This is a genomic window from Streptomyces sp. SM18 (assembly GCF_002910775.2).
In the GTDB taxonomy this organism is placed as follows: domain Bacteria; phylum Actinomycetota; class Actinomycetes; order Streptomycetales; family Streptomycetaceae; genus Streptomyces; species Streptomyces halstedii.
This window is the reverse complement of the sequence record NZ_CP029342.1, coordinates 4,987,625-4,999,244: the sequence shown is the minus strand read 5'-3', so window position 1 is coordinate 4,999,244 and position 11,620 is coordinate 4,987,625. Positions and strand designations below refer to the sequence as shown.

10 protein-coding genes are annotated in these 11,620 nt (G+C 72.0%); all 10 read right to left on the bottom strand.

Annotated features, from left to right (window positions below; genetic code table 11):
* Positions 1 to 57: 57 nt before the first annotated feature.
* The 10 genes from glyA to B9S64_RS22670 all read right to left on the bottom strand — a co-directional run bounded on the left by glyA (position 58) and on the right by B9S64_RS22670 (position 11,562).
* Positions 58 to 1,338 (bottom strand): serine hydroxymethyltransferase, encoded by a 1,281-nt coding sequence (glyA, locus tag B9S64_RS22715; protein WP_103492311.1) that lies wholly within the window; start codon positions 1,336 to 1,338, stop codon positions 58 to 60.
* Between the two features lie 123 nt (positions 1,339 to 1,461).
* Positions 1,462 to 2,103, bottom strand: coding sequence for a low molecular weight phosphatase family protein (locus tag B9S64_RS22710; protein ID WP_028438746.1), 642 nt, complete (start codon positions 2,101 to 2,103; stop codon positions 1,462 to 1,464).
* Positions 2,100 to 2,747, bottom strand: a complete 648-nt coding sequence (locus B9S64_RS22705) for an L-threonylcarbamoyladenylate synthase (RefSeq protein ID WP_103492312.1) — start codon at positions 2,745 to 2,747, stop codon at positions 2,100 to 2,102. The genes B9S64_RS22710 and B9S64_RS22705 overlap by 4 nt, the downstream gene beginning before the upstream one ends.
* 67 nt (positions 2,748 to 2,814) lie before the next feature.
* Complete coding sequence (gene prmC, locus B9S64_RS22700; RefSeq protein ID WP_014048341.1) at positions 2,815 to 3,660, bottom strand: peptide chain release factor N(5)-glutamine methyltransferase; 846 nt, start codon at positions 3,658 to 3,660, stop codon at positions 2,815 to 2,817.
* 48 nt (positions 3,661 to 3,708) lie between these two features.
* Complete coding sequence (gene prfA, locus B9S64_RS22695) at positions 3,709 to 4,785, bottom strand: peptide chain release factor 1 (RefSeq protein ID WP_028438749.1); 1,077 nt, start codon at positions 4,783 to 4,785, stop codon at positions 3,709 to 3,711.
* A 135-nt stretch (positions 4,786 to 4,920) separates the two neighbouring features.
* Positions 4,921 to 5,145 (bottom strand): 50S ribosomal protein L31, encoded by a 225-nt coding sequence (rpmE, locus tag B9S64_RS22690; RefSeq protein WP_028438750.1) that lies wholly within the window; start codon positions 5,143 to 5,145, stop codon positions 4,921 to 4,923.
* 376 nt (positions 5,146 to 5,521) lie between these two features.
* Positions 5,522 to 7,606 (bottom strand): transcription termination factor Rho, encoded by a 2,085-nt coding sequence (gene rho, locus B9S64_RS22685; RefSeq protein ID WP_103492316.1) that lies wholly within the window; start codon positions 7,604 to 7,606, stop codon positions 5,522 to 5,524.
* 388 nt (positions 7,607 to 7,994) lie between these two features.
* On the bottom strand, positions 7,995 to 8,912 hold the full coding sequence (thrB, locus tag B9S64_RS22680; protein ID WP_103492313.1) for a homoserine kinase: 918 nt from the start codon (positions 8,910 to 8,912) through the stop codon (positions 7,995 to 7,997).
* 271 nt (positions 8,913 to 9,183) lie between these two features.
* The gene (thrC, locus tag B9S64_RS22675) at positions 9,184 to 10,254 is read right to left on the bottom strand and encodes a threonine synthase (protein ID WP_103492314.1); all 1,071 of its coding nucleotides are present in this window, start codon (positions 10,252 to 10,254) and stop codon (positions 9,184 to 9,186) included.
* Between the two features lie 6 nt (positions 10,255 to 10,260).
* On the bottom strand, positions 10,261 to 11,562 hold the full coding sequence (locus B9S64_RS22670; protein WP_181012357.1) for a homoserine dehydrogenase: 1,302 nt from the start codon (positions 11,560 to 11,562) through the stop codon (positions 10,261 to 10,263).
* Positions 11,563 to 11,620 lie beyond the last annotated feature (58 nt).

Sequence of the window (11,620 nt, the reverse complement as noted above, 5' to 3'; positions counted from 1 at the left end):
AGCCTAGTCCCATGAACAGGGACTCCAGAGCACGGGCGACGGTTGCACGGGCGTCACCTACCCCGGATACGGCGGATTCCGCTCGGCCAGTTCACGCACCTCGGACCGCAGCCGGCCCGCGTCGCCCCGCTCCCGGACGGCCGCGCCGAACAGCACGGCGACCCGCGCCACGTCCGCCTCGTCCATGCCCTGGGTGGTGAGGGCCGCGGTCCCGAGCCGCAGCCCGCGGGCGTCCCCGTACGGCAGCGCGCAGGTGTCCAGCACCATTCCGGCGGCCATGAGCCGGTCCCGGGCCGTACGGCCGTCCACGCCCAGCGGAGCGGGGTCCACGACGACGAGATGGGTGTCCGTGCCGCCCGTGGCCACCTCGAAGCCCTCGGCCTCCAGACCGGCCGCCAGGACCCGCGCGTGGGCCACGACCTGGTGGGCGTAGACCGCGAAGGCGGGGGCGGCCGCCTCGCCGAAGGCGACCGCCTTGGCCGCTACGGTGTGCATCTGCGCGCCCCCCTGGGTGAACGGGAACACCGCGCGGTCGATCCGCTCCGCCAGCTCGGAGCCGCACAGGATCATGCCGCCGCGCGGCCCGCGCAGCACCTTGTGCGTCGTCGCGCACACCACGTCCGCGTACGGCACCGGGCTGGGCGCCGCTCCCCCGGCGATCAGGCCCATCGGATGGGCGGTGTCCGCGATCAGATAGGCGCCCACCTCGTCGGCGATCTCGCGGAACGTCTCGTAGTCGGGGTGGCGGGGGTAGGAGATCGAGCCGCAGACGATCGCCTTGGGCCGCCGGGCCCGCGCCAGCGCGCGCACCTGGGCGTAGTCGATCAGTCCGCTGTCCGGATCGACGCCGTACCCGGCGAACTCGAACCAGCGGCCCGAGAAGTTGCCGGGGGCGCCGTGGGTGAGGTGTCCGCCGTACGCGAGCCCCATGGCCAGCACCGTGTCACCGGGGCGCAGCAGCGCGGCGTAGGCGGCGAGGACGGCGGAGGAGCCGGAGTGCGGCTGGACGTTGGCGTGCTCGGCGCCGAAGAGGGTCGTGGCCCGGCGGACGGCGACGCGTTCGGCTGCGTCGGCCTGCTCGCAGCCGCCGTGGTGGCGGGCGCCGGGGTAGCCCTCGGCGTACTTGTTGGCGAGCGGGGATCCGAGGGCCGCCAGCACGGCGGGCGAGGTGAAGTTCTCGGCCGCGATGAGCTGGAGGGTGCTCGACTGGCGCCCGGACTCGGCCAGCAGGATGCCGGCGACCTCCGGGTCCTGGTGCAGCAGTGCGTCGAAGTCCTGCGGCATGGCGGCGCCGGCGGGGGACACGTCCGGGGGTGCGGCTGGAGGGGTGACCGGCATCTGACGGCTCCGGGCCTGGAGGGGGCGCTGGTGTCGGTTCCAGCGTAGGCCGGTGTGCGGCCCGCTGCCCGCCGCCGTGCGGCCCCGTACGCCGGTCGGCGCACTCGGAGAGGGGTGGTGTGCTCAGTGCGGGGCGCTGACGCCCGTCAGGGCCGTCACGACCGGGTCCAGCGCCTGGTTGATCTCGTCGCCGACCGAGCGGAAGAACGTGATCGGCGCGCCGTACGGGTCGTAGACCTCGTCGGCCTCCGCGGTGGGGGCCAGCAGCCAGCCGCGCAGGGCGGCCGCGGCGCGCACCAGGGCGCGGGCGCGCTCGACCACGCCCTCCTCGCGGGCGTCGGGCAGCGTCGCCGGGTCGATGGCCCGCACGAGCCGGGTGAACTCCTTGAGCGTGAAGGTGCGCAGTCCCGCGGAGTGGCCCATGGAGATCACCTGGGCGCGGTGGTCGCGGGTGGCGGTGAGTACCAGGTCGGCGCGGATCACGTGCTCGTCCAGGAGTTCCCGGCCGACGAAGCCGGTGGCGTCGGCCCCGAAGTCGGCGAGCACGACCTCGGCGTTGGCCTCCATGGGCGCGCCCTCGTGGCCCCAGGTGCCGGCGCTCTCCACGACGAGGCCGCCGCTGAGCGGATCGCCGAGGCGGTCCACCAGGGCGTGGCGGGTCAGCCGCTCGGTGATGGGCGAGCGGCAGACGTTGCCGGTACTGACGTGGAGGATGCGGAAAGTGGTGTCCTGCCCCGCTATGCCACGCCCCTCAGGGGCGATCAACTGGCCACCTCGAGGTCGGGTACGACCTTGCGGAGGTCCTCGACGGACACCGCGCCGGCCCGCAGGAGCACGGGCACCTTGCCGGTGACGTCCACGATCGAGGAGGGCACGATGCCGGGGGTCGGGCCGCCGTCGAGGTAGACGGAGACGGAGTCGCCGAGCATGTCCTGGGCCGCGTCGCAGGTCTCGGGCGAGGGGTGGCCGGTGAGGTTGGCGCTGGAGACGCCCATCGGGCCGACCTCGGTGAGGAGTTCGATGGCGACCGGGTGCAGGGGCATCCGGACGGCGACCGTGCCCCGGGTGTCACCGAGGTCCCACTGGAGGGAGGGCTGGTGCCGGGCCACGAGCGTGAGGGCGCCGGGCCAGAACGCGTCGACGAGCTCCCAGGCCTGCTCGGAGAAGTCGGTGACCAGGCCGTGCAGGGTGTTCGGGGAGCCGATCAGGACGGGGGTGGGCATGTTCCGGCCCCGGCCCTTGGCGGCGAGCAGGTCGGCGATCCCCTCGGAGCTGAAGGCGTCCGCCCCGATGCCGTACACCGTGTCGGTGGGCAGCACGACCAGTTCGCCGCGGCGCACGGCGGACGCGGCTTCACGCAGGCCGGTCGTGCGGTCGGTCGCGTCGTTGCAGTCGTATCGCCGTGCCATCAGCCGGCCTCCTCGGACATGTACAGGTCTGGTGGACAGGTCTCTCGCGGTTCCGGTGCCGCCGGGGTCACGGCATGGCCTTGCGGGCCGTCGCGAACCGGGGCCGGTTGTTCAGGTCGGGGTGGTCGGCCGCGTCGGCCCAGCCCCGTTCCTCGGTGAAGATCCAGGGCACCTGGCCGCCCTGGGTGTCGGCGTGCTCGATGACGACGAGGCCGCCGGGGCGCAGCAGACGGTGCGCGGTGCGCTCGATGCCGCGGATGGTGTCGAGGCCGTCCTCGCCGGAGAAGAGCGCCATCTGCGGGTCGTGGTCGCGGGCCTCGGGCGCCACGTACTCCCACTCGGTGAGCGGGATGTACGGCGGGTTGGAGATGACCAGGTCGACCTGGCCGTCGAACTCCGGGAGGGCGCTCAGGGCGTCCTGGCGGTGCAGGGTGACCCTGGACCCCTCGGCGTTCTTCCGCGTCCATCTGAGGGCGTCCTCGGACAGTTCCACGCCGTGCACACGGGAGCGCGGCACCTCCTGCGCCATGGCGAGGGCGATCGCGCCCGACCCGGTGCACAGGTCGACGATCAGCGGTTCCACGACGTCCATGGCACGGACCGCGTCTATGGCCCAGCCGACGACGGACTCGGTCTCCGGCCGGGGGACGAAGACGCCGGGCCCGACCTGGAGTTCCAGGTAGCGGAAGAAGGCGCGTCCGGTGATGTGCTGGAGCGGCTCGCGCGCCTCGCGGCGGGCGACGGTCTCCCAGTAGCGGGCGTCGAAGTCGGCGTCCGGCACGTTGTGCAGCTCGCCTCGCTTGACGCCGTGCACGAACGCGGCGAGTTCCTCGGCGTCGAATCGCGGGGAGGGGACACCGGCGTCGGCCAGCCGCTGGGCGGCCTGGGCCACCTCGGCGAGCAGCAGGTTCATCGCGGTTCTCCGTACGGGTTCACGGGCGGGCTGTGGTGGCGGGCGCGCCTACGCGGCGGCGAGCTTGGCGGCGGAGTCGGCGTCCACACAGGCCTGGATGACGGCGCCGAGGTCGCCGTCGAGGACCTGGTCGAGGTTGTACGCCTTGAAGCCGACGCGGTGGTCGGAGATGCGGTTCTCCGGGAAGTTGTACGTGCGGATCTTCTCGGAGCGGTCCACGGTGCGCACCTGGCTGCGGCGCACGTCGGAGGCCTCCTGCTCGGCGGCCTCCTGGGCGGCGGCCAGCAGCCGGGAGCGCAGGATGCGCAGGGCCTGCTCCTTGTTCTGGAGCTGGCTCTTCTCGTTCTGGCAGGAGGCGACGACACCGGTGGGCAGGTGGGTGATGCGGACCGCGGAGTCGGTGGTGTTGACGGACTGGCCGCCGGGCCCGGAGGAGCGGTAGACGTCGATACGGAGGTCGTTGGCGTGGATCTCGACGTCCACCTCCTCCGCCTCGGGGGTGACGAGGACACCGGCGGCCGAGGTGTGGATGCGGCCCTGGGACTCGGTGGAGGGCACGCGCTGCACACGGTGCACCCCGCCCTCGTACTTCATCCGCGCCCACACGCCCTGGCCGGGTTCGGTGGCGCCGTTGCCGCCCTTGGTCTTCACGGCGACCTGGACGTCCTTGTAGCCGCCGAGCTCGGACTCGGTGGAGTCGATGATCTCGGTCTTCCAGCCGACGCGCTCGGCGTAGCGCAGGTACATCCGCAGCAGGTCACCGGCGAACAGGGCGGATTCGTCGCCGCCCGCGCCCGCCTTGATCTCCAGGAGCACGTCCTTGTCGTCGCTGGGGTCGCGCGGGACCAGCAGCAACCGGAGCTTCTCGGTGATCTCCTCGCGCTGCTTCTCCAGCTCCTTGACCTCTGCGGCGAAGTCCGGGTCGTCGGCGGCGAGTTCGCGGGCGGTCTCGATGTCGTCGCCGGTCCGCTTCCAGGCACGGTAGGTGGAGATGACGGGGGTCAGCTCCGCGTAGCGCTTGTTCAGCCTGCGCGCGTTCGCCTGGTCGGCGTGGACCGACGGATCGGCGAGCTTCTTCTCCAGATCGGCGTGCTCGCCGATCAGTTCCTCGACAGCCTCGAACATCCCCGGGCTCCTGGTTCCGTGCGTCATACGTCTGCGGGCCTGCTGGACGGCCTGCCACCGCCTGGCGGCACAGCCGGAAAAAACGCCGGTCCCGGCGCCCCGCAAGAGGGCCCCGGGAACCGGCGCAGTGGCTCGCTACTTGCTGGCGGAGCCGGCGGCCTTGCCGAAGCGGGCCTCGAAGCGGGCCACACGGCCACCGGTGTCGAGGATCTTCTGCTTGCCCGTGTAGAACGGGTGGCACTCGGAGCAGACGTCGGCGCGGATGGCGCCGTCGCCGAGGGTGCTCCGGGTCGTGAACGACGCACCACAGGTGCAGCTGACCTGCGTCTCGACGTACTCGGGGTGAATGTCGCGCTTCAAGGTGTCTCCTAGGTTCGGGAGGGCACCGGGTCGCACGCGCGGATTGCGCGTCCGTGAACCGGGGCCGACGTACCAGTCTGCCAGGACCGGCCGTATCTCCCAAAACGAGGAAGGGGACGTGACTATTCCCGTACTGTCCGGGTACGTTCCGCGACCGGCCGATGACCGGAAAGTGCCACCGGCCGGAGTGTTCGGCGCGTCCGTGGCACCGGGGCCGGATCCCGCCTCGCGCGGCTCCCCGGGCTCCCGCCCCTCCCCCGCCCGTCACCGTACGACTTCAGCCGCTCCGCCCGTGCCGGAAGACTGACGAGGCGTCACGAAACTGCCCCCGTCACCGGAGTGACGGGGGCATTTGGCCGTGCCGGCTGACGTCAAGTCAGTCGTTGCCGTTGCCCGGCGCCGGCGTCGTCTTCTGGATCTGGAGCAGGAACTCCGCGTTGGACTGCGTCTTCTTCATGCGGTCCAGGAGCAGCTCGATCGCCTGCTGCTGGTCGAGTGCGTGCAGCACCCGGCGCAGCTTCCAGACGATGGCCAGTTCGTCGCTGCCGAGCAGGATCTCTTCCTTACGGGTGCTGGACGCGTCCACGTCCACCGCCGGGAAGATGCGCTTGTCCGAGAGCTTCCGGTCGAGCTTGAGCTCCATGTTGCCGGTGCCCTTGAACTCCTCGAAGATCACCTCGTCCATGCGCGAGCCGGTCTCGACGAGCGCGGTGGCCAGGATGGTCAGCGAGCCGCCGTCCTCGATGTTCCGCGCGGCACCGAAGAAGCGCTTCGGCGGGTACAGCGCGGTCGAGTCGACACCACCGGACAGGATGCGGCCGGAGGCCGGTGCCGCCAGGTTGTACGCGCGGCCCAGACGGGTGATCGAGTCCAGCAGGACCACCACGTCGTGGCCCAGCTCCACGAGGCGCTTGGCGCGTTCGATGGCGAGCTCGGCGACAGTGGTGTGGTCCTCGGCGGGGCGGTCGAAGGTCGAGGAGATGACCTCGCCCTTCACCGACCGCTGCATGTCGGTGACCTCCTCCGGACGCTCGTCGACCAGGACGACCATCAGGTGGCACTCGGGGCTGTTGACCGTGATCGCGTTGGCGATGGCCTGGAGGATCATGGTCTTACCGGTCTTCGGCGGGGCCACGATCAGCCCGCGCTGGCCCTTGCCGATCGGGGCGACCAGGTCGATGATCCGGGTGGTCAGGACGTTGGAGTCGGTCTCCAGACGGAGCCTGTCCTGCGGGTAGAGCGGGGTCAGCTTCTGGAACTCGGGGCGGCCCCGGCCGCTCTCCGGCGCCATGCCGTTCACCGAGTCGAGGCGGACCAGCGCGTTGAACTTCTCGCGGCGCTCGCCGTCCTTGGGCTGGCGCACCGCACCGGTGACGTGGTCGCCCTTGCGCAGGCCGTTCTTGCGGACCTGGGCCAGCGACACGTACACGTCGTTCGGGCCGGGCAGGTAGCCGGAGGTCCGGATGAAGGCGTAGTTGTCGAGGATGTCGAGGATGCCCGCGACGGGGATCAGGACGTCGTCGTCGGCGACCTGGACGTCGGTCGCGAAGTCGTCGCGGCCACGACGGCCACGGCGGTCGCGGTAACGGCCCCGGCGGCCGCGGCGGCCGCCCTCGTCGTCGTAACCGTCGTCGTGCTGGCCCTGGCCGCCGCCGCCCTGCTGGCTCTGGCCGCCACCGCCCTGCTGACCCTGACGGCGTCCGCCGCCCTGCTGGCCCTGGTCGTCGCCCTTGCCGCGCCGGTCGCGCTGACGGTCCCGGCGGTCGCCGCGGCGGCCGTCCTGACGGTCCCCGCGGCGGCCCTCGGCGGTGTCGGCCCCGGACTCGGTCTTCGCCTCGCCCTTGGTGTCGCCGCGCTCGCCCCTGGCCTCGCCGCGCTCGTCGGCGCGGTCCTGGCGGGTCTCGGCCTGCTGCTGGTCGGCCTGCTGCTGCTCCGGCTTGGCCTCGGTCTTCGTCTCGGGGCTGCCCGCCTGCGCGGTCGCACGGCGACGGCGGCGCTCGCCCGAGGGCTGGTCGTCGTTGGCCGGCTGGCCCGGGATGTCGATCTGCTGCTGGGCGGCGGCCTTGTCGGCCTTCTCCGCCTTGCCGGCCTTCTCGGCCGGTGCGGCGGCGGCACTCTCGTCACCGGTGCGCGCCTTCGAGGTCGCACGCCGCTTGGGCTTGCTCTCGGTGTCCGCGGCCGCGGGGGCGGCGGACTTGGCGGCGGTCTTGGGCGCGGCGGAGCCCCCGCCGGCCTGCGCCTCCTTGATGACCTCGATCAGCTGGCTCTTGCGCATCCGCGCGGTACCCCTGATGCCGAGGCCGGACGCGACCTGCTGCAGCTCGGCCAGGACCATGCCCTCGAGGCCGGTGCCGGAACGGCGGCGCCGTGCGGTGGTGCCAGTGGCAGCACCTTCGGCGGGCGCGGGGCTGTCGACGTTCTTGTCGGCAGTCACGCCCATCAGATCGGTGGTGTCGCTCACGAAGGGTCCTTCCCTGGAGCGGACGTCGGCCTTCTGGCACGGCGACCGGTTGTGCTGTCCGACTGCGGTCTGTTGATCGTGTCGATCGTGGACGTGGTCGGGGCGGTGGTCCGCCGGGTGCGGCGGAGAGACGAAAGTGCGGGGTTCCGGCGCGAGATCCCCCTGCTCGGCCCACTCCTGGACGAGCAAGAGGGTGTCGTGCCGGTTCCGGAGCGTGCTCGAAAGCTCAGGCAGGCTGCTCAGGCAGTCGGGGAGGCTCCCGGAAGAGTGGTGGTCCCGGACGGGGACGCGAAGCAACGCGCCACGAAGACGTCGATTGCTGACTTGAGGTTAACACTACCGGCTCCAACAAACATTCCCCCTCTCGTGCACCGGCAATCACGTGCGCTCACGCGGTGAGCGGCAGCACACTCGCCCCGGCCGCGTCGAGGGTGAGCCGGTTGGCCGCCCACCCCTCGCCCGCGAGCCGGGCGACCTTGTCGGCCGCACCTTCCTCCGTCAGCGCGAGCACGGTGGGCCCGGCGCCGGAGATGACAGCGGGGACACCGTCGGCGCGCAGCCGGTTCACCAGCTCCACGCTCCGCGGCATCGCCGGGCCCCGGTATTCCTGGTGGAGCCGGTCCTCGGTGGCCGCGAGCAGCAGCTCGGGACGCCTGGTCAGGGCCTCGACCAGCAGCGCGGCGCGGCCCGCGTTGACGGCCGCGTCCACATGGGGCACGGTGCGCGGCAGCAGGCCGCGGGCGGTCTCGGTGAGGACGGGCGTGGCCGGGACGAAGACCACCGGGACCACGGAGTCGGCGGGGTCCATCCGGATCGCCCTGGCGGACGGTCCGTCCGTCCAGGCGAGGGTGAAACCACCGAGGAGGCAGGCCGCGACGTTGTCCGGGTGCCCCTCGATCTCGGTGGCCAGCTCCAGCAGGGCGGCGTCGTCGAGACGTGCCTCGCCGCCCGTCGTCACGGCGCGGGCGGCGACGATCCCGGCGCAGATCGCGGCGGACGAGGAACCGAGGCCGCGGCCGTGCGGGATGCGGTTGGCGCAGACGATCTCCAGGCCGCGCGGCTGCCCGCCGAGCAGGTCGAAGGCGGTGCGCAGGGAGCGTACGAGCAGGTGGTTCTCGTCGCGGGGAAGCGTCGTCGCGCCCTCACCCGCGATGTCGATGTGCAGCCCGGAATCGGCGACCCGGACGACGACGTCGTCGTAGAGCCCCAGCGAGAGGCCGAGGGCGTCGAAACCCGGGCCCAGATTGGCGCTGGTTGCGGGGACGCGCACCCGGACGGCGGCGGCTCGGAACGCGGGACCGGCCATCGGTTGGACGACTCTTCCTGTACGGCGGCGGGGATCGGTGGTGCGGGGTGTGCTGCGGTACTGCGGCGTGCGTGGGGGCTGTTGTACGGAAGTGGGGTGGTACCCGGCGGCCGCGACGGCGACTGCTCCCCGGCACACGCGGCGGGGGCGGGTCGGGTACAGCTTATCGAAGGAAGGTTCTGTGGCGACATAGGGCGCACAGGAGGCGCACGATGCGTGTCGCCCGCCTCCCATGCGCTCTTGATCCTCCGGACCCGGGCGCCGTCCGCCGTCAGGCGAGACCGAGCTTCTCGGCCGCGGCGACGGCGTCGACCGGGACGGTGACCGGCTGCGGGGCGCCCGCGACGGCCCAGTCGGGGTCCTTGAGGCCGTTGCCCGTGACGGTGCAGACGATCCGCTGACCGGGATCGACCTCGCCGGCTTCGGCCGCCTTGAGCAGTCCGGCCACGGACGCCGCCGATGCGGGCTCCACGAAGACACCCTCCTGCGACGCCAACAGGCGGTAGGCGGAGAGGATCTGGCGGTCCGTCACCTCGTCGATGAAGCCGCCCGACTCGTCGCGGGCGTCCAGCGCGTACTGCCAGGAGGCCGGGTTGCCGATGCGGATCGCGGTGGCGATGGTCGCCGGGTCCTTGACGACCTCACCGCGCACGATGGGCGCGGAGCCGGACGCCTGGAAGCCCCACATGCGCGGAGTGCGCGAGGAGACCGCGTCGGCCGCGTACTCCTTGTAGCCCTTCCAGTAGGCCGTGATGTTGCCCGCGTTGCCGACCGGCAGGACGTGGATGTCGGGGGCGTCGCCGAGCGCGTCGACGATCTCGAAGGCGGCGGTCTTCTGCCCCTCGATACGCACCGGGTTGACCGAATTGACCAGCGCCACCGGGTAGTTGTCCGAGAGGGAGCGGGCCAGGGTGAGGCAGTCGTCGAAGTTCCCGTCGACCTGGAGGATCTTCGCGCCGTGGACGAGCGCCTGCCCCATCTTGCCGAGCGCGATCTTGCCCTGGGGCACGAGGACGGCGCAGACCATGCCGGCCCGTACCGCGTACGCGGCGGCGGAGGCGGAGGTGTTTCCGGTGGAGGCGCAGATGACGGCCCGCGCGCCCTCCTCCTTGGCCCGGGTGATCGCCATGGTCATACCGCGGTCCTTGAACGACCCGGTGGGGTTGGCGCCCTCGACCTTGAGGTGTACCTCGCACCCCGTGCGCTCGGAGAGGACCTGCGCCGGAACGAGCGGCGTACCACCCTCACGGAGTGTGACGACCGGCGTCGTGGCCGTGACCGGAAGCCGGTCCCGGTACTCCTCGATGATGCCGCGCCACTGGTGGGTGCCCTTGCTGGTCATGGGTCCTTACTCCCCTTCAACACGCATGATGCTGGCGACACCGCGCACGGTGTCCAGCTTGCGCAGCGCTTCGACGGTCCCGGAGAGGGCGGCGTCGAGCGCGCGGTGGGTGACGACGACGAGGGACGCCTCGCCGTCCGGGTCCTGCCGGCTCTGCTGGCGGACGGTGTCGATGGACACGCCCTGTTCGGCGAAGACCGTCGCGACCTGGGCGAGGACGCCCGGCTTGTCGGCCACGTCGAGACTGATGTGGTAGCGGGTGACGACATCGCCCATGGGGCTGACCGGCAGGCGTGTGTAGGCGGACTCACCGGGGCCGGTGGCCTCGCCGATCTTGTTGCGGCAGACGGCCACGAGGTCGCCGAGGACCGCGGACGCGGTCGGGGAGCCGCCGGCTCCGGGGCCGTAGAACATCAGCTGCCCGGCCGCCTCGGCCTCCACGAAGACCGCGTTGTACGCCTCGCGGACGGAGGCCAGCGGGTGGCTGAGCGGGATCATCGCGGGGTGCACGCGGGCGGTGACGGACCGGCCGTCGGCGGCGCGCTCGCAGATCGCGAGGAGCTTCACGGTGCAGCCCATGCGGCGGGCGGAGGCGATGTCGGCGGCGGTGACCTCGGTGATGCCCTCGCGGTGCACCTCGCCGATCCTCACCCGGGTGTGGAAGGCGATCCCGGCGAGGATCGCGGCCTTGGCCGCGGCGTCGAAGCCCTCGACGTCGGCGGTCGGGTCGGCCTCGGCGTATCCGAGCGCGGTGGCCTCGTCGAGCGCCTCGGAGTACCCGGCGCCGCTGGTGTCCATCTTGTCGAGGATGAAGTTGGTCGTGCCGTTGACGATGCCCAGGACCCGGTTGACCTTGTCCCCGGCGAGGGACTCGCGCAGCGGGCGTACGAGTGGGATGGCGCCGGCCACGGCCGCCTCGTAGTACAGGTCCCTGCCGTGCTTCTCCGCGGCGGCATGCAGCGCGGAGCCGTCCTCGGCGAGCAGCGCCTTGTTGGCGGAGACGACGCCGGCGCCGTGCTCGAAGGCGGTGGTGATGAGCGTCCGGGCGGGCTCGATGCCGCCGATGACCTCGATGACCACGTCGATGTCGCCGCGTTTGACCAGGGCGGTGGCGTCCGTGGTGATCAGCGCGGGGTCGATGCCCTCACGGACCTTGGAGGGCCGGCGGACGGCCACGCCCGCGAGCTCGACCGGCGCGCCGATGCGCGCGGCGAGGTCGTCGGCGTGCGTCGTCATGATGCGCGCCACCTCTGAGCCGACCACTCCGCAGCCCAGCAGCGCCACCTTCAGCGGACGCGTACGCATCATCCGACCTCGTTTCTCATACTTCTGATGTGTGGACCAGTCTCACTCACCGGACGGGAGT

Coding starts and splice junctions, on each gene's coding strand:
- glyA (WP_103492311.1), bottom strand. CDS start 1,338: ATGCCGGTCACCCCTCCAGCCGCACCCCCGGACGTGTCCCCCGCCGGC.
- B9S64_RS22705 (WP_103492312.1), bottom strand. CDS start 2,747: ATGGCACGGCGATACGACTGCAACGACGCGACCGACCGCACGACCGGC.
- prmC (WP_014048341.1), bottom strand. CDS start 3,660: ATGAACCTGCTGCTCGCCGAGGTGGCCCAGGCCGCCCAGCGGCTGGCC.
- prfA (WP_028438749.1), bottom strand. CDS start 4,785: ATGTTCGAGGCTGTCGAGGAACTGATCGGCGAGCACGCCGATCTGGAG.
- thrB (WP_103492313.1), bottom strand. CDS start 8,912: ATGGCCGGTCCCGCGTTCCGAGCCGCCGCCGTCCGGGTGCGCGTCCCC.
- thrC (WP_103492314.1), bottom strand. CDS start 10,254: ATGACCAGCAAGGGCACCCACCAGTGGCGCGGCATCATCGAGGAGTAC.
- B9S64_RS22670 (WP_181012357.1), bottom strand. CDS start 11,562: ATGATGCGTACGCGTCCGCTGAAGGTGGCGCTGCTGGGCTGCGGAGTG.